The sequence below is a fragment of the Kribbella sp. NPDC055071 genome, from assembly GCF_053608045.1.
On record NZ_JBSGUS010000004.1, the window covers coordinates 228,652 to 248,555 of the forward strand.

Below are 19,904 nucleotides of genomic sequence, written 5' to 3' on the forward strand. Positions count from 1 at the left end.
CCCCTTCAGTTGGTGATCAGATCGAATGATTCCCAGGGACCGATCGCCGTTCGGTTGGCGATCAGTGGAGCCGCGCCGGCGTTGTCCGCACAGACGAGGTTGTTGTTGACCTGCGCGCGGAAGCTGACCGTGCCGTCGCCGTTGCGAATCAGGGCGAAGGTCTCCCAGGAGCCCACCGCCGAGTTCTTGGCGAGCAGTGGTGCCGCGCCGGCGTTGTCGGCTGCGACGTACAGGTTGTTGGCCCTGGCCTTCAGCGACACGTTGCCGCCGCCGAGGTCGGCCAGGTCGAACTGCTGGGCGGTGCCGATCGTGTCGCTGTTCGCGATCAACGGCGTACCCGTGCCTGCGGTGACGTACTTGCCGTTGGCGCGAGCGCGCAAGCTGATCGTGCCGGTACCGGGACCGGCCTTCGGCAGGCCGATGGTTGCCCTGTCCCACTTTCTGGCCGTGGTTGCCGGCGTACCGGACAACGCCTGGAACGGTTGCAGGGCCGAGCCGGTCTTCTCCACCAGGTAGGACCGTCCGGCCTGCGCCGGGATGGTGAACGTCGCGTTGGTCTGCGGACCGACGACAGTTGCACGGGTTTGACCGTCGAGCACGGTCACGCTCTGCCCGGGCCACGGGCTGCGTACGACGAGTTGCTGGGCCGCACCCGAGGTGATGGCAACGGTGGTCGGGGATCCGTTGCTGATCTGGACGTGCACGCGCGAGTTGTGCTGGATGGCGACCGTTCCTTCGCCGGTCCAGTCGGTCGGCCAGGCCGGCGCGATCCGCAGCACGCCGTCGTAGGACTGCACCAGGGCCTCGGGCACGGTTTGCGCCAGTACGCCGGATTGCTCGATGTAGGGCTCAAACGCCGGCTGGGCGGTGAAGCTCGCGAAACCGGACGGGTAGACCTGGTACTGGCGGATCGCGGCCAGCAACGTGGTCTTGACGTCGCTCGCCAAGCCGAGTCGCGCGGCATGCAGTGGGTCGAAACTCCAGTCGTTGCCGTTCACGTAGCTGCGCGAGGTGAAGGTCCGGCGGCCGAGCGCGGTCAGCGGACCGCTGTCGCCGACCAGGCTGTACGGCCAGACCGCTTCCAGGCCGATGTTCTCGCTGTTGTGGCGTTGCGCGGTCGGTTGGGTGGAGAGACCGATCATGTTGTTGCCTGCGGCATCGGACGACGGACCGAGCAGCTGGGTCTGGGTCGCGGTGTCGGTGCGTGGCAACGGTTGGATCTTCGGGATCGCGGCGTTCAGCTGGTTGACGAGATCGCCGTCGACGCCAAGCGTCTGCGCCGCCTGGACCGCGACCGGAAAGAACGCCTGCATGGCCGCGATGTCGGTAGTGGGGTCGGTGACATTCCACTGGGTCTCGTGCGAGTTCGACGTCGTGTGCAGCTTGCCGTCCGAGCCCGTCGTCGCGTGGGACAGCAGGAACTGGGCGGCGCCGCGGATCAGCGGATAGTTCGCCGACAGGAACGACCGGTTGTCGGTCATCTGATAGTGCTGCCAGACCCACAATCCGATCTCGGCACCGGTTGTCACGGTCAGCGAGTTGTACGACGGAGTGATCGTCGAATCGCAGGACGAATTGTCCGTGCCGCCGTTGTAGGTGCCGTTGCCGTTGAATCGCATGGTCTCCGGGACGCAGAGACCGGTACGGCCGGGCATATGCGCCGAGGTCCAATTGGCGATCTCGTTGAGATTGCTCGAGTAGAGGCGGAAGACCGGATCATTCAGGCTGGGCAGGCCTGCGGCGAGGTTTGCGCCGACCTGCATTCGGAGGTTCCAGAACCAGTAGCCGGACGGATACCAGTCCCGCTTGTCCTGCGAGAACGTGAACAGGTCCGCGACACCGGCTTGCGATCCCGGTAGGACACCACGGCTCTGGGCCGCGCTCGCGTAGAGGAAGATCGTCCGCAGGTTCTCGACGTAGTCTCCGGTGCCGTCGGCCGAGCTGATCTTGATCAGGCCCGCGGAGCTCCAGTAGTTGTGCCACCACTGGAGATGGGCGTCGCGGACTTCGTTGGCCGGCCGGGTCGCGGCGCCGTTCAGGACCGACGTCGTGGTCGCGATCGAGTCGCCGCCGGTCCACGTCGGTGCCGCGACTACGATCCGGAACGAACCATCGGCGTTCGGCTGGAAGGCGACCTGGCCGGTGAGCGAAGTGGGCGTGGAGGCAACGACGTTGCGCCCACCCGCGGTGAGTCCGGCGAGGGAGCCGAAGGTGCGGCCGGAGGCGCCGGCGCCGTTGTTGTCGACCCAGGTCTCGGCCAGCGCCGCGATCGCGGCGGACGCCCGGGCTTGCGGCGAACGGCCGGACCACAGTTTCACCTGCGCGGTCTGGGTGCTGTTGGGGTCGGCACCCGTGACGTCGACGACGAGCTGCTGCGTGTCGGCGCGGATGAAGGCGGTCAGGGTCATCCCACCGCCGGACTGGCGCAGCATCCCGTCGTACAGGTCTAGGGTGCCGCTGAAGTCGGCGGCGGTGGTGAGCCGGGACAGGCCCGGGATCACCAATTGGCCAAGGGATTTGCGGTCGGGGAAGGTGTCGGTGCGGTTGAGCTGGGCGGTGAAGCCGTCGGCAGCCCAGACGGCAGCGCCGAGGGCGCCGTTGCCGAGTGGTAGCGACTCCGTCGCTGCCGTGTTGGGTCGCTGCAGGACGACGTCCGAGCGACGGACGAGGTTCGGAGTGTCGACGACGAACGACCCGTTCTGCCAGGCGGTCGTGCCGGCAGCGGCGCCGGCAGGAGCTCCGCCGGCGGCGAGCAACCCGGCGGTCATCGCGAGACACAACAGGACTCTCGGAAGGATTTTGGGCATGGGCGAGCGCGTGAGGAAGCGCATGAGACCTCAACTGGACGCTAGGGGGCGGACCCATCGGCCGGGAGCGGGAGAACCCTGGGTGCTATCGGATATTTCCTGTCTCGGTCGGTCACGTCAAGACTTCGTTGGGTGACCAGCCAAAGTATTTTGCCAGGTTTTTGCATTCATCAGCCACGATTTTGCGCGCCCTGGCGCCCGCGCCCCGGCCGCTCGCCGTTCTAACCTGTGCGCATGGCGACGATTCTGCATATCGCGTTCGCGGACCAATGGGCGGCCGCCCAGGAGGCCGGCAGCTATCGCTGGTCGACCCGGGGCAAGTCCCTCGACGACGGAGCGACGTTCATCCACGCATCCCGCCCGGAGCAGGTGGCGATGGTGGCGAACTTCGCGTACGCCGACGTCCAGGAGCCGCTGTGTCTGCTCGTGATCGATACCGAGCACCTGGTCTCCGCAGTGTGTGACGAGGACCTGGACGGGATCGGGATCAGCTTCCCGCACATCTACGGCCCACTGAACCTCGATGCGGTCGTCGACGTACGGGCCTATGAACGGGGTGCGGACGGCCAATGGCCCGTGGTCGGCGCCGAAGCCGTATCCTGAGGGACGGAACGGGTCGGTCGGGCGATCGCGTCGTCCGCGTGAGCGGACGCCGAGGAAAGTCCGGACTCCACAGGGCAACGTGGTGGGTAACGCCCACCCGGGGCAACCCGCGGGACAGTGCCACAGAGAACAGACCGCCAGCGGCTTTCGTGAACCCCGTGGTTCATGGAAGTGCGGGTGAGGGTGAAACGGTGGTGTAAGAGACCACCAGCTCCGCAGGTGACTGCGGAGGCTCGGTAAACCCCACGTGGAGCAAGGCCAAGAAGGACGATGGGCAACCATCGTCCGCGCGAGCGTTCGAGGGCTGCCCGCCCGAGCTCGCGGGTAGGCTGCTGGAGGTGCCCGGCAACGGTCACCGTAGATGGATGATCGCACTCGACAGAATCCGGCTTACAGACCGACCCGTTCATTCTGTCAGCGTGCCCGGACGCATTGTGGCTGTGACCTGCAGGAACGCTGTGTTGCCTTGTGTGTCGATGTCATACGTTGTGATGCCTGGCGGGCGGAACACCGGCGGAATTCTTAGCTCGGACGGAACAGCGACGGAACAGCCGGCACGCCGGATCAGCCCGTTGTGACCTGCTGTTGGCCGAGGGTCCGAGTCAGGATCTCCCGGGCCTCGGCGCCGTACACCGCAGCCTCAGCGAGGTGGCCGAAGACCCGCTCGTATGCGCCGATCTCGTCGGCCTGTGTGATCTTCAGGCCGGCGGTGAAGAGCTCGACTAGCACCAGCTTGCCGTCATATAGGTAGAAGCCGTGCTGCGGCCCGACCCTGTACTTCGCATCGAACGGGATGATCCCGACGCGGATCGCCGGCAGCGTCGTCATCGAGATCAGGTGACCTATTTGCCCGGTCATCACGTCGGGCGGGCACACCTGGTAGCGCAGCACTGCCTCGGTCATGACGAAGTGAAACTTCTTCTCGCCGCGGTGCAGGATCCGCTGCCGGTCCATCCGCGCGGCGATGGCCTCGTCGAGCTCGGCCTCGCTCCTCGGGACGCCCCTCTCGGACTCATCCGGGTCACCCTCGGCGAACCGGTAGCGAGCGTACTCGGCGGTCTGCAGCAGGCCGGGCACGAAGCAAGGTTCGAAGTTCCGGGTGAGGGATGTGTTCGCCTCGATCTCTGCGATCGAACGCTGCCGGGAGGGCAGGCCTGTACGGAACATGCGCCGGTGTTCGACGTACTGCTGCTCGAGGGAGCGCAGGGCGCCGACCAGCTCTGGAACGATCGCCTCGCGACCACAGATATGGGCCCACATCGTCAGGTCTGCGTCGGTGGGCGTCTGCTGCCCCGACTCGATCTTGGAGACCTTGGACGGGACCCACGAGGCCGCGCCGGCTAGATCGCGCCCGGTGAGGTGGGCGTCCAGTCTCAGCTCCCGGAGTCGGTTGCCGAGCGCCTCGCGTGCTCGCTGGAAACTGGACACCCACGCTCGCTTACTTGTCGATGTTGCTCTTGCTGAGGAACTCGTCGTCGTACTTTGACAGGTACGTGGCCCGCGGGAGAGCGAACCGCCGGGCGACGTCCCGGAAGTAGGTGTGTTCGAGTGTCACCGCCGGGTCGTGGATGATGTCGGCCCCGAGCAGCACGTCCTGGTCATCGTGCCTAAGGATGCACATCTTGTGCGAATCGAGGAGCCAATAGTCGTACTCCGGCAGGCCCAGCTCGCGCGCACGGTCGCGCGGCATGTAGCGGATGTCTTCTCCGGCTGCGGTGTTGAGGCGAGCCGAGTGCAGCCCGTATCTGACGTAGTCCGACCAGGGCTCCGTGACCACTCGAACTCGCTCGATCCGCCGGCCTTCCAAGGTACGCCGGAGCACGAGGCCCATCCAGTCTTCCATCCACGACTCGTCGTCTGGCTCGCCGGCGACGAACTTCTGGACGTGCTCGGCCTCGGTCGGGTCGGCGTAGTTGTCTCGTACTTCGAGCCGGTACGCCGTGTGCTGGTAGCTGCGGGCGAACTCGACGAACTCCGCGCCGACGTTGACGAAGGTCGGTTCGGTCACGCCGTGGGGCCGGTCTTGCCAGCGTGGTGGGCGAGGATCAGTTCAACGAGGCCGGGGGTGATGATGACGGCGTCCTCACCTTCGGGGAAGTTGACCAGCTGGCCGCGTGCCAGGTCACTGGTCAGCTTGTAGCCCTGGACGATGTACCGGCCGTCGTCGGTCGCGTAGTACGACGGGCTGCCTTCCTTGTTCGTGCTGGGATCGGTGGCGATGTGGTTGAGCTGCTCGGGCTGCGGGTGCTGCATTGGTGACTCTCCTCGGTGAGTGCCGGTTGATCGTCTAGCTATGTTGCTCACACAGAGTGCAAACCTGACTGCGAAAGAGTCAAGAGCCTGGGAGAAATCTCTAGAAACTTCGTTCAGCTTTCAGTAACGGCGCCCTAGCGTTGCGTCTATCCGGCCAGGGCGGTGGGTGAGCCCGTGAGGCGCGTCGGCGATCGGTGCGGTTCCCCTGCCCTGTCGCCCTGGCCGTTCCAGATAGGCGGTCCGTCGCGTACCGGGCGGCGGGCCGCCGCGCGGTAGACGTGGAACGGAGCACGGGGTGGGTCAGGAAACAGCCTGCGAGTCATGCGGGGTCCGGCAGCAGATACTCGCGATCCTGTCGTCGGACCGGCCGCCGGCCGAGAAGGTCCGCGCGGTCGAGCTGGCGGCCAATCCCCCGCCACCGCCTGAACCGATCGAGGTGACGGATCGGGGATGGCCGGTGCTGGGTACGGCGTGGGAGCGGCACGACGACCTGGAGTACCGGTGAGCACCCCGGGGTTGAATGTCCACTCCCTCAGCCTGGCGGACAACTGGCAGTACGGCATCGTCTGGCGTCTCGCGCTCGCGGACGAACCACATCTGCCTGACGAGCCGCCGGCTGGTAGCGGATGGATCCTGGACACCTTGAGGGATGGGGGTGTCCGCACGGTGTCGGTTCCGGCCTGGTCGGACGGGTCGATCGTGCTTCAGCGGACGCGGTGGCGCAGGGAGGCGCCGGGCATGCGGCAGTGGCTGCCGAGGTCGACGGTTTGCGAGGATCGCCGGCCGTGGTGGCTGGGCAGCCGGATCCCGGACCGGTTGTACGCCGAGCTCGGCGAGCTGGCTCCCGCGGCCCGTTGAGGTGGATAACTGGAGGCCTGGTGTGGGCGGTCTGGGGCAGACTGTCGTTGTCGTTGCTCCCGGCCCGTAGGTCACCGGTGGTGTAGCCGCTGCCGCGCATAGCGTCGTGGCACGAGGCCCGCTTGACAGGCCAGGCCCCGGGGTTTCGACGGGGCAAGACGAGCTCGACGACCGCGGCTTCAGCATCGTCGAGCTCCGTCATCACCACGCGTCGTTGCTGATCTCGGCGGGCCTGTCGGTTGTGGCGGTGGCTGAGCGGTTGGGGCATCGCGATTCGACGGAGACGTTGCGGACGTACGGGCATCTGTGGCCGATCGATCATGAGCGGGCGGTGGCTGCGGTGGATGCCGCGTTGTCGAGATTTTCGGCGCCGGACGGAACACAGACGGAACGGGCGGCATAAATCGCGCTGGTCAGAGCGGGAGTGGACGGTGTCCGGCTTATATGACCGGCCCGTTCCCGTCATCGAGCGCGGTGCTGCGGCCGGCAGGCTGCTCCCACGGCTCCTGACGTCCGAGCGCGGTCAGGTCGAGCGCGGTCGGCGTGAACGTCATCGAGTCCGGGCCGCGACCGTACGTCGAGTACGTATGGTGTACGGCGTCGCCGACGCGGAGGAAGCAGCTCAGCCCGTGCAGGTCGAAGGGCTGTTCCTGCTGGATGAATTCGTTGTCGGGCAGCAGATCCCACTCCGCCTTGGTGCGGTAGTTGTACACGAACGGAACGACCGACTCGTCGAGCGTGACCTGGTAGTCGTAGTTGAAGTCGCTCCCGGCCGACGAGTACCAGGGAAACGGCCACCCACGCGCGGTTCGGTAGGCGGCCAGCTTCTCGTACGGCGCCCGGGACACCAGCGCGAACGTCGTGTTACTGCTGTGGAGAAACTCGAGTGATCCGATCTCGTCCACGAAGCCCGTGCAGTTCGGACAAGCCGCATCCCACTCGGGCGGGTACATGATGTGGTAGATCACCAGCTGCGGACGCTCCTCGAACAGGTCCGCCAGTCCCACCGAGCCGGCTGCGCCGGTGAAGACGTACGGCTTGTCGACCAGGACCATCGGCAGCTCGCGGCGGCGGGTGTTGAGCGCGTCGCGCTGCTTGGTGAACGCCTTCTCCTCGGCGAGCAGCGCTTGCCGCGCCTGCAGCCAAACGTCCCGGGACACGACCTCGGGCAGATTCATTCCAGCCTCCTCGATGAGATTCACCCGCGACGTCGGAGCCGACGTCGCCAGTTCGACACGCTCGGGTGACAAACTTGGCGCATGCGGAGGCGAGTACGGACCGGGATCGTGATCCTGCTCCTGATCGTGCTGCTCGGTGGTGCGGGGTATGTCGGGTGGATCATGGTGAAACGGTCCGAGCCGGTCGCCCTACCGGAACCCACCGGGACCTTTCAGGTCGGGCGGCGTACGTTCGAGTGGACCGACGCGCCGCGGCGCGATCCGTATACCGATGGCCCGCGGAAACTCTCGGTCTGGCTCTGGTATCCGGTCGCCAAGGACACCACTGGCCGCAGGGCCGAGTACGCGCCGGGTCTGTGGAGCCAGTTGCATCTGAAGTCACCGCTCTCGTTACTGCAAGGACCGTTCGACACGCTGCAGGATCGCGCGCTGGACGGCGCACCCATCGCGCCGGGCCGGTTCCCCGTCGTCGTACTCATGCCGGGAATGGGCCTGTCTGCGCCGATGTACGCAAGCATCGCGGAGGACCTCGCGAGTCATGGCTACCTGGTCGCCGGTGTCACTCCGACGTACAGCGCGAATCTCACCGTGCTCGACGGACAGGCGATCGCGAGCAAGCCGGACGCCAACCCGCCGAACCTCGGGGACGAGAACGAGAACGCGCGCAGAATCGGCGATCACCTCGTCGGCGTCTGGGCTGCCGACGCCCGCTTCGCGGCGGGCATGGTCGGCAAGCAACTACCGAAGAGCACCGACGGCTCGATCGGTCCGTCGTACGTCGGCCACTCGTTCGGCGGAGCCGCGTCCCTCGAGGCGTGCCGGCTCGACCAGCGCTGCGCGGCCGCGATCGATCTGGACGGCAGCCAGTACGGCGATGTCGTCACGAAAGGCCTGAAGGCGCCCGTCCTCCTGCTCGGGGCCGACGACTCCTGCATCACCAGCGTGTGCGGCCCGGACGCCAAGCAGGACAAGGACCGTGAGCGCGCCATCTCGTTGCTCAAGGCAAGCACCGGTACGGCCTGGTGCGCAACGGTTCCGGGGACACGGCACTTCAACTTCACCGACTACGGCGTCTACTACCTCGCCGCTCCGCTGCGCACGTACCTCCCGCTCGGCAGCGCCGGACCACGGCACGCGATCACGGTCCAGAACGGTTACCTCACGTCCTTCCTGGCCAACGCCCTGCACAAGACGCCGGCTCCGGGCGCACCTGTCTGCGGACGTTAGAGATCGAGCTCGTACGTCTGCCCGAGCACGCTGTCGCCCCACAGCTCGTGCGGCTCCGAGGCGGTCAGCGTGAAGCCACGGGCGAGGTAGATGTGGCGGGCGGCAACCAACGGATCGTTCGTCCACAGCACCATCCGCTTGTAGCCGGCAGCGCGCGCGAACTCCATGCAAGTGTCGACCAGCTCGGCACCCAGGCCGAGACCGCGCGCGGCCGGCGTCACCAGGAGCAGCCGTAGCTTCGCGGTCAGCTCATCGGGACCGCGCACGCAGAATACGCTGCCGGCCCGCTCGCCGTCGACCTCGGCGATCCAGGCCGCTTCGCGCTCGGGATCCGTATCGGTGCCGTACTCCGCAACGATCTGCGCGATCAACACCTCGTACGCCAGACCCCAGCCGTACTCGGCCGCGTAGATCTCGCCGTGCGCCTGCACCACCCAGCCGAGATCGCCCGGCTCCCCCAGTCTTCTGATCAGCTTCGTCATCGACCCTACCCATCCTACTGACACGACTGTTTCAGTGAGCGATACTAGCGTGGTGCCGACCACGAAGCCAGCCCCTTCCGCACGCCAGCAGGAACTGCTCGAGCGCGCGTACGAGTACTCGCTCACCCATGGGCTGGCCGACCTCTCGTTGCGGCCACTCGCCACCGCGATCGGCTCGAGTCCGCGGGTGCTGCTGTTCCTGTTCGACAGCAAGGACGGCCTGATCCGCGCGCTGCTCGCCCGGGCGCGGGTCGAGGAGCTCGCGCTGCTCCACAAGATCGACGACCGGTACGACGAACCCCCCGGGCTGACCGCCGTCGCCCGGGAGCTGTGGACCTGGCTGGCGGCGCCGGAGCGGCGGCAGCTGATGAAACTGTGGGTCGAGGCGTACGGGCGTTCGCTGGTCGCACCCGATGGCCCGTGGGGCGATTACGCGCGCTCGACCGTCGACGACTGGCTGGAGCTGCTCAAGGCGAGTCAGCCGGATCCGGGGGCCGCCAAGGCCGAGGCACGTCGTACGGCCGTCCTCGCGATGCTGCGCGGTGCCTTGATCGACCTGCTCGCAACGGGCGACCTGAAGCGAACGACCGCTGCCGTCGAGGATTACCTAAGGGATTAGCTGGAAGGCGATCGTGCGCTTGGCGATGTCGGCCTCGACGAGCTTCACCCGGACCGCCTGACCGAGCGGCAACGGCGCCGTACCGCTGACGCGACCCTCGACCGCGAGCGCGGACAGCGCCACGATGCCCCGGGTGGTGTCGCGATCGTCGACGTCGGTGATCACACCGTCGAACTCGTCCCCGACCTTCTCCGCGACCAGGCCCGCCTCGACCATGCTGACGATCGAGCGTTCGTAGGCATGCGCACGCCGGTCCGCCTCGTCCATGGCCTTGGGGATCTCGTCCATCGACTCGCGCACCCAGGCCGGCACCTCGGTCCCGGCCGACAGCGCGACGCAGATCTCGCCGGTCCACCGATCGACCAGCCGCCGCAGCGGCGCGGTGACGTGTGCGTACTCCGCCTTCATCGCCGCGTGCTCCGGCTTCTCCGGCAGGCTCCCCGAGAACGCCGTGTACCCGGCGCCGCGGAACAACACCGTGCAGGCCGCCAGCATCGCCGCGTGCGCCGGGACCTTCGGATCCAGTCCGTGGATGAAAGCGGCGTACGACGTCTCGGCCGGCCACGTCAGCCCGAGTGCCTTGGCCGTGTTCTCCAGCTTGTGCCGCAGGTCGTCGTGCGACTCGGGCAGCGTACGCAGGATGCCGATCTTGCCCTTCATCATCAACTCGGCCGCCGAGATCCCGGTCAGCAGGGAGATCTGCGCGTTCCAGCCCTCGACCGGCAGCGGCGCGCGGAACTCCAGACCCCAGCCGTGGTTGGAGGTGACGACCTCCTGGTCGGGGATCGGCAGGTTGACGCCGCCGCGTTGGAGCTCCCGCTGTTCGCGAAATTTGCCGACCTCGCGCAGGAGTTGCAGGGACTCGGAGGCGGTGCCCGCGTCGAGGTCCTTCTGCACACCGGCGTAGTTGAGCTTGGCGCGCGACTTCACCAGCGCGCGTTCGCAGGTCACGCCGGTGCCTTCGCCGGTCGCGTCGACCGTGATCGTCCACAGCAAGGCCGGACAGACCTGGTCGGGCAGCAAAGACGCCGTACCCTCGGACAGCTCGGGCGGATGCAGCGGCGTCCGCTTGTCCGGCGCGTAGAGGGTCTCGCCTCGGCGGCGTGCCTCCACGTCGATCGGGTCACCGGCCTGGACGAAGGCGGCGACGTCGGCGATCGCGTAGTGGACGGTGTAGCCGTCGCCGGTCCGCTCGATGTGCAAGGCCTGGTCGAGATCCATCGAGTCCGGCGGATCGATCGTCACGAACTCGAGGTCGGTCCGATCCAGGTCGGGCAGGCGCGGATTCTTCACCGCCGCAAGGGCCGCCGCGACCACCTCGGGCGGAAACTCCGCCGGTACGTCGAGCTCACGCCGGATGTCCTGCAGGGACGTCCGGAACACCTCGGGCACTTCCTCGGCGAAATGAACCCTCTGCAGCGGCACTGAGCTCTCCGTCCCTGTATACGACCTGTGCGGTCAGACTAGCGAGGGTTGCACGTTGAAGGAGCGCAGTGACGCGAGGCCGTCGGCGTACCAATGGATCTCGGTCAGGGTTGCCGGGCGCAACTCCATCCGGAACACCGAGCTCATCGGGGCCTGGAGCACCGATCGGACCATCAGCTTGATCGGGGTGACGTGGGTGACCACGACCACGGTCTTGCCTGGGTACTTGGCCAGCAGGCCGTCCCGGGCCGACCGCGCGCGCCGCGCAGACGCGTCGAACGACTCGCCACCGGGCGGCGCGACACTCGTCGACTCGAGCCAGGCGTTGAGGGCGTCCGGCCACTTCTGCTGGACCTCGGCGAAGGTATGACCGTCCCAATCGCCGTACGACGATTCGATCCAGCCGTTGTCCACGACCGCGTCGAGCCCGAGGCGTTGGCCGACAACCTCTGCGGTCTGGCGGGTGCGGACCATTGGCGACGTCACGAGCGCGTCCACGCCGCCGATGCGGGCCAGGTACTCGGCGGCCGCGACGGCCTGCGCGCGACCGGTCTCGCTGAGCGCGGGGTCGTCACCGCCGGCTCCGGAGAATCGCTTCTCGGCCGTGTGCGGCGTCTCACCGTGCCGCAGGAAGATCAGCTGGGTCGGGGGCTCGGCCTGCCCGCCCCAACCCTGTAAGGCCTTCTGCAGATCCGACGGCTGCTTGGGCTCGGCCGCAGCCGACGTCCGCGGCTCCGGCTTGAGCGGGATCGGCACCCCGTCGAGCGCGTTGTTCGCGAGCGCGTCGGCGGCCGAGTTCTGCGCGCGCGGCACCCAGGTCCACTCGGTCCCGAACGGCGCGAGTCCTTGCGCCTTGATCGCCAGCGGCTGCAGATCGGGGTGCTTGATCTTCCACCGGCCGGCCATCTGCTCGATCACCAGCTTGGAGTCCATCCGCACCTCGATCGAGGCGTCCGGCGCATACTCCGCGGCCAACTGCAGCCCGGCGATCAGGCCGGAGTACTCGGCGACGTTGTTGGTCGCGATGCCGAGCGTCTTCCCGTCCTGCGCGATCACCTCACCCGTGGCCGGGTCCCGGACGAGAGCGCCGTACGCCGCTGGTCCGGGGTTGCCGCGTGAGCCGCCGTCGGCCTCGACGATGACGTGGGCGGGACCACTCATGCGGCGCTCTCCGGCGTCCTGACGAGGATGCGGCCGCACTCCTCACAGCGCAGCACGGCGTCGGGTGGCGAGGACTTGATCCGGTTCAGATCGGACGGCGAAAGCTCCATCCGGCAGCCCATACAGCGCTTGCCGACCAGCGGCGCGGCGCCGATGCCGCCGTTGTGCTCCCGCAGCCGCTGGTACTGCGTGACGAGGGCTTCCGGCAGCTCGGCGGCGATCGCGGCGCGCTTGTCGCCGTACTCGGCGCGCTGCTCGTCCAGCTCCTTCAGCGCGGCGTCCCGCGTGCCTTCCAGCTCGGACTGCCGGTCTGCGAACGACTCGGCGCGGGAGCGCAGCTCCGCCTGCACCACCTCGGCGGCCTCCAGCTTCTCCATCACCTCGAGCTCGGCGTCCTCGAGGTCGCCGATCCGCCGATCGAGCGAACCGATCTCGTGCTGAAGGTTCTCCAGATCGCGCGGCGAGCTGACCTGACCGGAATCGATTCGCTGCTGGTTGCGCGCCTTGCGCTGGCGGACCTGGTCGACATCGGAATCGGCCTTCTTCTGCTCCCGCTGCAGGTCGCTGACCTCGGTGTCGACGGTGACCAGCTCGCGATCGACGACCGACTTCTCCGCGGCCAGGTCGGTCAGAGCCTGGTGCTCGGGCAGGGCTTTGCGCTTGTGCGCGACCTGATCCAGCTGCAGGTCGAGATCCTGCAGATCCAGCAGCCGGCGTTGGACGGCGGGCTCGGCGTTCAGAGTCGGCTCCTTAGAACTGGTTTCAGTTGTTGTCGTCGTGCACTCAGAGCCGCAGGGTCCAGGCGTCGGTGCAGAGCGTCGAGATGTGAGTGTCCACGGTACTGCCTTGGATTGCCAGCCCGTCGCTCAGGAGTCGTTCGGCGTCCGGCAGCCACGGCCATTCGCTGGCCCAGTGCGCGACATCGACCAGCGCCGGGCCCTCGTCGTACGCCCTGGCCTCGGTCGCCGGGTGATGCCTGAGGTCTGCGGTGAGGCAGGCATCGACCCCAGCGGCGCGCACGCGCTCGAACTCCGAGTCACCCGCTCCCCCGACCACCGCGACCGTCTCGATCATCCGCTCCGGATCCCCAGCGACGCGTACGCCGTGCTCGGTCCGCGGCAGGCTCTCCGCGACCAGCCGCGCGAACTCCCGCAGTGGCAGCGGCTCTTCCAGTACGCCGACTCGGCCGCCACCACGTTCGCTCGGCAGCTCCGCCAGCTCATAGACGTCGTACGCCGGTTCCTCGTAGGAGTGAGCCGCGATCAGCGCCTCGACGACCGCGCGGCGCTTGCGTCTTGGCAGGATCATCTCTAGGCGGCTCTCCTGCACGACCTCGATCTCGCCGACCTTTCCGATGGTCGGGTTCGCACCTTCGAGCGGCCGGAACGTCATCTCGCCCGCGGCGCTCCAGGCGGCTCGGTCGTAGTCGCCGATCTGCCCGGCGCCGGCTCGCGCTAGTGCGTCGAGCATCGGTTGGGTCTCCTCGACCGGCACGAACACGACCAGCTTGTCCATCGGATCGGACGGCATCGCCTTGAGCGGGCGCGTGTCCCGCAGCCCGATCGCGGCGGCGAGCGCGTCGCTCACGCCGGGGTTCGCGTTGTCGGCGTTGGTGTGGCAGACATGCAGTGCGGTGTTGCTGCGGATCAGGTCGTGCACAACCCGGCCTTTGGGCGTGGTCGCGGCGACGCTGTTCACTCCGCGCAGCAACAGCGGGTGGTGCGTGACCAGCAGATCGAAGTCGCCTTCGATCGCCTCGTCGACCACTGGCCGCATCGGGTCCACGGCGAACAGAATCCGTCGTACCGGCTGCTCCGGATCACCGGTCACCAGACCGACCGCATCCCAGGACTCTGCCCACGCGGGGTTGTACAGCTGGTCCAGGACGGCGATCACGTCAGCAAGCGTCGGAGTCACAGACCCCATCCTGGCATCAGTACAGATTGCGACAGGACACTGCAGGTTGTGACAGGGGCAGCCGCCCGGTGCCCCTGTCACAACCATCTACCGCCGGCGGGCGTGGCAGGGCGACCGCCCCGCCGCCTTCCGCCACCGCCCACGCCGGCGGGTCGTCCCGGTCACAAGGGAGGGCCGTCGGCCTCGGGGCCGACGGAGACCGGAACGGGTCTGTGGACCTGACCGGAGTCAGGTTCGTCGAATCAGCTCGGGATCCTGGGACCAGCTGACGGTCGCCGGATCAGATCGTCGGATCAGATCAGCCAGGCGGTGGTGTCGCCGGGGAGTTTGTCGCCTTCGAGCGGGCCGCTCGACAGGACCACCGCGGCGTCGGGGAGCTCGACCGGCGCGGCACCGAAGTTCGTGATGGACTGCCAGCCGCCGGGACGGATGAAGTGCAGGACCCACTCGACGTCGTCGATCCAGCTCAGCGAGTTGCTGGCCTGCAGTCCGCGCCGCACCGCCAGCGCCTTGCGATACAGGCTCAGCGTCGAGCCCGGGTCGCCCTCCTGCGCCTCGACCGAGTACGCGCCGAACCACTTCGGCTGCACCAGGTGCGAACCACCCGACCCGAAGCCGAACGACAGTCCGTCGACAGCCCACGGGATCGGCACCCGGCACCCGTCACGGCCCTTCTCGGCGCCCTTGGAGCGGAAGTACGCCGGGTCCTGCAGGTTCGCGGCCGGCAGCTCGCCGACCTCCTGCAGACCGAGCTCCTCACCTTGATAGAGGTACGCCGATCCCGGCAAGGCCAGCATGAGCAGTACGGCGGCGCGGGCCCGGCGCAACCCGAGGGCGACGTCGTTCGTCGGCTCGGTGCCGTTGCTCAGCAGCCAGTCCTTGCCGTCCTGCCAGCCGCCCTTCGGGTTCTTCGGCAGGCCGTAGCGGGTCGCGTGCCGGACTACGTCGTGGTTGGAGAAGACCCAGGTCGACGACGACCCGTTCTGCTCGGCCAGCGCGAGGTTCTCGTCGATCACCTGACGGAACCGGTCGTACTCCCAGTCGGCCTGCAACAGGTCGAAGTTGAACGCTTGCCCGAGCCCGTCCGCACTCGCATACCGGGCGCGCCGAGCAGCCGGTACGAACGCCTCCGCCACGGCCGACCGGGGTGGGTCGTACTCGTTCAGGACCTTGCGCCAGTCACGGTAGATCTCGTGAACGCCGTCCTGGTCCCAGAGCGGGTGCTTGCCGTTGGACTCCGACTGCCGAGGCAGCGCGGTCTTCGACGGGAACGGCTCGGCGAGGTCCTTCACCAGCGCGTGCGCGACATCGACACGGAACCCGTCGACCCCGCGGTCCGACCAGAACCGCAGTGTCTGAACGAAGTCCGCGCGTACCTCTGGATGCGCCCAGTTCAGGTCGGGCTGCTCGGCCGCGAACAGGTGCAGGTACCACTGGCCGTCGTCGGTCTGCGCCCAGGCCGAGCCACCGAAGACCGAGTCCCAGTCGGACGGCGGCTGCTCTCCCCCGCCCTCGCCGTCGCGGAAGATGTAGCGGTCCCGGGCCGGCGAACCCTTGGCGGCCGCGAGCGCCTCGGTGAACCACTCGTGCCGGTTGGAGGTGTGGTTCGGGACGATGTCGACGATCAGCTTGATGTTCTCCGCATGCAGCGCCTCGACCAGCTGATCGAAGTCGTCCAGTGTGCCCAGGCGCGGGTCCACGTTGCGGTAGTCGTCCACGTCGTACCCGCCGTCGGCCAGCGCGGACGGGTAGAACGGGCTCAGCCAGACAGCGTCGATGCCCAGCGCCACCAGGTACGGGACTCGGCTGATGATGCCCGGCAGGTCTCCGACGCCGTCGCCGTTGGAGTCGGCGAAGCTGCGCGGGTAGATCTGGTAGACGACAGCCTGCCGCCACCAGTCGGGGTCGGTCGTCTGCGGAGTGGTCACGGTCGCCTCACTCGAAGGTCTCTGCTTGCCCGGATGTTTATATAGGCTCTAAATTTAGAATCTGCAGTATTCTGCGCACGGAACCACGACCAGGTCAAGAGCACTTCTCGAGGAGCAGTCCATGGCGAAACCACCGGCCACACCGCCGACGGCGACGCCGCCGATGTTGCGGCGGGTCAACGCGGGGAAGCTACTCGGCGTGCTCTCGACCACGGGCGTGATGACCGGAACAGGCCTGATCGAGGCGACCGGGATGACGCGCGCGACCGTGCACGCGGTCTGCAACGACCTGATCTCGATGGGCTGGGTGGTCGAGCTCGACGCGGGCCGCAACGACAGCTCGGTCGGTCGACCGTCGCGGCGGTTCGAGTTCAACAGCCGCGCTGGGTATGTGCTCGGCATCGACATCGGTGCGGCGAAGACCACGGTCCTGGTCAGCGATCTGCGCGGGGAGACGATCGCGAAGACGATGCGTTCGGTCTCGGACGTGAAGGGGCCCGCGGAGCGGACCGAGGTCGTGCACCAGACGGTCGTCGAGGCGCTCGCGGCCGCGGGCGTGTCCGATGCGCAGGTGCTCGCGGCCGGCGCCGGGATCGCCGCGCCGGTGGACCGTGAGGGCAACATCCTGGTCGACGACGAGTTCTGGCGACTCTTCGATTCCGGACTCTCCGACCGCCTGACCGAGCTGCACGGCTGGCCGGTGCTCCTCGAGAACGACGCCAACCTCGCCGCCTTGGGCGAGCATTGGCACGGCGAAGGCCGCGGCATCGGTGACCTCGCCGTACTGCTGGCCGGCGAGCGCTTCGGGTCCGGATTGATGGACTCGGGTCGCCTCATCCACGGCAGCCGCGGCGGCGCCGGCGAGATGGTCTACCTGAAGCTGGTCGAAGGCGTCGGCGACACCCACGGCATCGCCCGCATCGCCCGCGAACAAGGCGCCGCGGCCGTCGCCGACCCCTCCGTCGACACCACTCTGCGCAACGCCACCGGCCCGGTCACCGCCGAGCTCGTCTTCACCGCCGCCGCCGAGGGCGATGAAGTTGCCCTAGGCATCCTCCAGCACATCGCCGCCCGCACCGCCCGCGTCATCGCGACCCTGGGAATCCTCTTCAACCCCGAACTGGTGATCCTCGGCGGCGCCGTAGCCGAAGCCGCCGACGCCCTGATCCCCGACATCAACAAACACCTGGCCGGCTACACCACGACCCCACCCCGCGTCACGATCTCCTCCCTGGGCGACACCATCGTCTCCGTAGGCGCAGTCCGCCACGCCCTCAACTACGTAGAACAACACGCCCTCGACCTACAACTAGGCTCCCGCCCCACCTAGATCCCCGCCCCCGCCTTTCCGGAACTTCCCGGTCGCCATCCGCAAATTTCCTTCCGAAGAACCAACCGCGACCGTAGACACACGGCGACCACGCACCTCCAGCAGGCATCCGTCAGGCCTGCCCCTTGGCCGCCATCTCGAGGGTTGTCCCATGAGCTGGCCGGTTCTCCCGTGAAATCCCGGCGGGAGAACGGTCAATCTCATGGGATAACCCCGTGAGTGTTGGGTTCGCCCCTCTAACACCAGCAGAGAACCCACAAGTCGCGGGGATAACCCACCGCCGCGATCCCCCCGGACCCCGACCGTCAGCCTCACCACGGTCCACTGCCGGGATCACACCCGGCCGGCGACCACTCGGGTGAGCGGCTCCGGGATAGGTGCCGTCCACCCCGACCAGCACCATCGAGCAGCCCGGAGACCGCGCCACCACAGTTCTCGCGCACACCAGATGAGCGGCGGGACACCAGTTCGCGCCCCGCCGGAGGCGGCACGACTTCCGACTCGATCACGTTGTGGCCGCACGTGTTCCCGGTGTCCGATCGTGCGGCGCTCTAGGGCTCTCGGGTCAGGGCTTGGGCTACGGCTTCCAGGACTATGACGTTGCGGCCGGAGGTGGTGGCTTTCGGGAGGGTGGGCGGGACGATGGCTTGGTCTTCGGGGATGCCGGTGCAGAGGACGAAGACGTCAGTGCGGCCTTCGGTGAGGTAGGTGAGAGCGTCGCGCATCCAGGGTGTACGTACGGCGTCTTGGATGGCAACCACCAGTGGGCGGCCTGCGGCGGCTTGGGCTGCTTCGGCGATGGTGTTCTCGGACTGGTCGTCTTCGCCCTTCAGATGGTGCCGGCCCCGGATCACCACCCCGTCGGAGCCAGGTGCGACCCGGGCGAAGATCTCGGGAAGCCCACTGAAGTAGGGGTTCCAGGCCGGGTGCAGGCCCTGAGTCAGATCGACGACGTACGGCGAAGCACCCAGCGCCGGGAACGTCTGGCCGGCCACGACCCGGGCGGCGACCTCCCGGATCGGCGCGCCGTCCAGACCCGGCTGCCGAGCGCGCCCAGCAAGCGAGCCCGCGAGCGCACGGACTCGGGCAGCCGCATCCGTGATGCGCTCGGCAGGAAGAGTCCCGTTGGCTACCGCATCGACGACACGCGCCGTCAGCGTGTGCGGGTCGGCAGATCCGACCGCAATCATCGCCAGATCGGCGCCGGCCTTGATCGACGCGACCGTGGCGTCCTCGATCGAGCGGGTGTTGGTGATCGCCTGCATCTCCAGTGCGTCCGTGGTGATGACACCGGTGAAGCCGAGTTCCTCCCGCAGCAGCCCGGTCAGGAGGCGATGCGAGAGCGTGGCCGGCTGATCGTCGTACGCGGAGAAGATGACATGGGCGCTCATCACGACGTCGGCTCCGGCGGCGATCGTCGCCTTGAACGGCGCCAACTCGACCGCCGTCACCTCCTCGACCGAACGGTCGACGCGCGGCAGGTCGAGGTGCGAGTCGACCGCGACGTCGCCGTGCCCGGGGAAGTGCTTCGGGCAGGCGGCGATGCCGGCCTCGTGCACACCCTCGACGAACGCGACGCCGTGCCGCGAGACAACGTCGGCGGTGGTACCGAACGAGCGGGTGGAGATGACCGGGTTCGCCGGGTTGCTGTTCACGTCGACGGACGGCGCGAGCATCAGGTCGATGCCGAGGCTCGCCAGCGTCGCGGCGGCGTCCCGGGCCGAGGCACGGGTCAGGTCGACGTCGTCGAGGTCGCCGAGTACGCGCGGCGACGCGAGCGGCCACTGGTTGGCGGGCGCGAGATGGCTGAACTCACCACCCTCGTGATCGATCGCGATGATCAGGTCCGGCCGCTCGGCCCGCAGCGAGGCGGTCAGCGCGGCGACCTGGTCGGCGCCGGCGACGTTGCGGGTGAACAGGATGACCGCACCGAGACCGCCCGCGACGGCTCGGCGCAGGTCGTCCGGGGCGGTGGTCCCGGTGAAGCCGACGATCAGGGCGCCGGCGGCCTCGCTGTGAAGATCACTCATTCCCCCACCCTCTCGTGCGGCGAGGTCGCGGCGCCACCCCCTCACGCTGAGCTAATGATTAGCAGCCTGCGAGCCGTACCAGGGCG

General features: G+C 67.9%; 19 protein-coding genes and 1 other RNA gene. 8 read left to right on the forward strand and 12 right to left on the reverse strand.

Features of this window, described 5'->3' with window-relative positions:
• Positions 1 to 5: 5 nt before the first annotated feature.
• Complete coding sequence (locus ACWF4Z_RS09625) at positions 6 to 2,768, reverse strand: fascin domain-containing protein (protein WP_452242539.1); 2,763 nt, start codon at positions 2,766 to 2,768, stop codon at positions 6 to 8.
• Positions 2,769 to 3,041: 273 nt separating this feature from the next.
• Here ACWF4Z_RS09625 and ACWF4Z_RS09630 point away from each other — a divergent pair, with 273 nt between their 5' ends.
• Complete coding sequence (locus ACWF4Z_RS09630; protein ID WP_452242540.1) at positions 3,042 to 3,410, forward strand: DUF952 domain-containing protein; 369 nt, start codon at positions 3,042 to 3,044, stop codon at positions 3,408 to 3,410.
• A 9-nt stretch (positions 3,411 to 3,419) separates the two neighbouring features.
• Positions 3,420 to 3,819, forward strand: an RNA gene (gene rnpB, locus ACWF4Z_RS09635) — RNase P RNA component class A.
• Positions 3,820 to 3,974: 155 nt separating this feature from the next.
• Here the strand turns inward: rnpB and ACWF4Z_RS09640 are convergent.
• The 3 genes from ACWF4Z_RS09640 to ACWF4Z_RS09650 are packed head-to-tail and all read right to left on the reverse strand — an operon-like array spanning position 3,975 to position 5,663.
• A complete protein-coding gene (locus ACWF4Z_RS09640; RefSeq protein WP_452242541.1) occupies positions 3,975 to 4,838 on the reverse strand; it encodes a helix-turn-helix domain-containing protein in 864 nt (287 codons plus the stop codon).
• Between the two features lie 10 nt (positions 4,839 to 4,848).
• Positions 4,849 to 5,418 carry a DUF6879 family protein gene (locus tag ACWF4Z_RS09645; protein WP_452242542.1) on the reverse strand — a complete coding sequence of 190 codons (570 nt, stop codon included), beginning with the start codon at positions 5,416 to 5,418 and terminating at the stop codon, positions 4,849 to 4,851.
• Positions 5,415 to 5,663 carry a hypothetical protein gene (locus ACWF4Z_RS09650; RefSeq protein ID WP_452242543.1) on the reverse strand — a complete coding sequence of 83 codons (249 nt, stop codon included), beginning with the start codon at positions 5,661 to 5,663 and terminating at the stop codon, positions 5,415 to 5,417. The genes ACWF4Z_RS09645 and ACWF4Z_RS09650 overlap by 4 nt, the downstream gene beginning before the upstream one ends.
• Positions 5,664 to 5,958: 295 nt before the next feature.
• Between ACWF4Z_RS09650 and ACWF4Z_RS09655 the strand changes: the two genes are divergently transcribed.
• From ACWF4Z_RS09655 to ACWF4Z_RS09665, 3 genes are all read left to right on the forward strand, one after another.
• Positions 5,959 to 6,168: a hypothetical protein gene (locus ACWF4Z_RS09655; protein WP_452242544.1), complete on the forward strand. Its 210-nt coding sequence runs from the start codon at positions 5,959 to 5,961 to the stop codon at positions 6,166 to 6,168.
• The gene (locus ACWF4Z_RS09660) at positions 6,165 to 6,521 is read left to right on the forward strand and encodes a hypothetical protein (RefSeq protein WP_452242545.1); all 357 of its coding nucleotides are present in this window, start codon (positions 6,165 to 6,167) and stop codon (positions 6,519 to 6,521) included. Before ACWF4Z_RS09655 ends, ACWF4Z_RS09660 begins: the two co-directional genes overlap by 4 nt.
• 106 nt (positions 6,522 to 6,627) lie before the next feature.
• On the forward strand, positions 6,628 to 6,924 hold the full coding sequence (locus ACWF4Z_RS09665; protein WP_452242546.1) for a hypothetical protein: 297 nt from the start codon (positions 6,628 to 6,630) through the stop codon (positions 6,922 to 6,924).
• Positions 6,925 to 6,961: 37 nt separating this feature from the next.
• Here ACWF4Z_RS09665 and ACWF4Z_RS09670 read toward each other — a convergent pair whose 3' ends face one another.
• Positions 6,962 to 7,699: a DUF899 domain-containing protein gene (locus ACWF4Z_RS09670; RefSeq protein WP_452242547.1), complete on the reverse strand. Its 738-nt coding sequence runs from the start codon at positions 7,697 to 7,699 to the stop codon at positions 6,962 to 6,964.
• A gap of 81 nt (positions 7,700 to 7,780) precedes the next feature.
• On the opposite strand from ACWF4Z_RS09670, the gene ACWF4Z_RS09675 reads away from it, so the two are divergent.
• Complete coding sequence (locus ACWF4Z_RS09675; RefSeq protein WP_452242548.1) at positions 7,781 to 8,926, forward strand: alpha/beta hydrolase; 1,146 nt, start codon at positions 7,781 to 7,783, stop codon at positions 8,924 to 8,926.
• Here the strand turns inward: ACWF4Z_RS09675 and ACWF4Z_RS09680 are convergent.
• Entirely contained in the window at positions 8,923 to 9,408 is a 486-nt protein-coding gene (locus ACWF4Z_RS09680; RefSeq protein WP_452242549.1) for a GNAT family N-acetyltransferase, read from the reverse strand. The genes ACWF4Z_RS09675 and ACWF4Z_RS09680 overlap by 4 nt on opposite strands.
• 52 nt (positions 9,409 to 9,460) lie before the next feature.
• Between ACWF4Z_RS09680 and ACWF4Z_RS09685 the strand changes: the two genes are divergently transcribed.
• A complete protein-coding gene (locus tag ACWF4Z_RS09685) occupies positions 9,461 to 10,027 on the forward strand; it encodes a TetR/AcrR family transcriptional regulator (protein WP_452242550.1) in 567 nt (188 codons plus the stop codon).
• Here ACWF4Z_RS09685 and ACWF4Z_RS09690 read toward each other — a convergent pair.
• The 5 genes from ACWF4Z_RS09690 to ACWF4Z_RS09710 all read right to left on the reverse strand — a co-directional run bounded on the left by ACWF4Z_RS09690 (position 10,016) and on the right by ACWF4Z_RS09710 (position 16,458).
• A complete protein-coding gene (locus tag ACWF4Z_RS09690) occupies positions 10,016 to 11,452 on the reverse strand; it encodes an RNB domain-containing ribonuclease (RefSeq protein WP_452242551.1) in 1,437 nt (478 codons plus the stop codon). The two genes, ACWF4Z_RS09685 and ACWF4Z_RS09690, sit on opposite strands and share 12 nt — an antisense overlap.
• Before the next feature lie 33 nt (positions 11,453 to 11,485).
• Positions 11,486 to 12,613, reverse strand: a complete 1,128-nt coding sequence (locus ACWF4Z_RS09695; RefSeq protein WP_452242552.1) for a bifunctional RNase H/acid phosphatase — start codon at positions 12,611 to 12,613, stop codon at positions 11,486 to 11,488.
• Positions 12,610 to 13,353, reverse strand: coding sequence for a zinc ribbon domain-containing protein (locus ACWF4Z_RS09700; protein WP_452242678.1), 744 nt, complete (start codon positions 13,351 to 13,353; stop codon positions 12,610 to 12,612). Before ACWF4Z_RS09700 ends, ACWF4Z_RS09695 begins: the two co-directional genes overlap by 4 nt.
• 43 nt (positions 13,354 to 13,396) lie before the next feature.
• On the reverse strand, positions 13,397 to 14,530 hold the full coding sequence (locus tag ACWF4Z_RS09705; RefSeq protein ID WP_452242553.1) for a Nif3-like dinuclear metal center hexameric protein: 1,134 nt from the start codon (positions 14,528 to 14,530) through the stop codon (positions 13,397 to 13,399).
• Positions 14,531 to 14,823: 293 nt separating this feature from the next.
• Positions 14,824 to 16,458, reverse strand: coding sequence for a glycoside hydrolase family 13 protein (locus ACWF4Z_RS09710; RefSeq protein ID WP_452242554.1), 1,635 nt, complete (start codon positions 16,456 to 16,458; stop codon positions 14,824 to 14,826).
• A 121-nt stretch (positions 16,459 to 16,579) separates the two neighbouring features.
• On the opposite strand from ACWF4Z_RS09710, the gene ACWF4Z_RS09715 reads away from it, so the two are divergent.
• Complete coding sequence (locus ACWF4Z_RS09715) at positions 16,580 to 17,788, forward strand: ROK family protein (RefSeq protein ID WP_452242555.1); 1,209 nt, start codon at positions 16,580 to 16,582, stop codon at positions 17,786 to 17,788.
• A 551-nt stretch (positions 17,789 to 18,339) separates the two neighbouring features.
• Here ACWF4Z_RS09715 and nagZ read toward each other — a convergent pair.
• Complete coding sequence (nagZ, locus tag ACWF4Z_RS09720; protein WP_452242556.1) at positions 18,340 to 19,818, reverse strand: beta-N-acetylhexosaminidase; 1,479 nt, start codon at positions 19,816 to 19,818, stop codon at positions 18,340 to 18,342.
• Positions 19,819 to 19,904 lie beyond the last annotated feature (86 nt).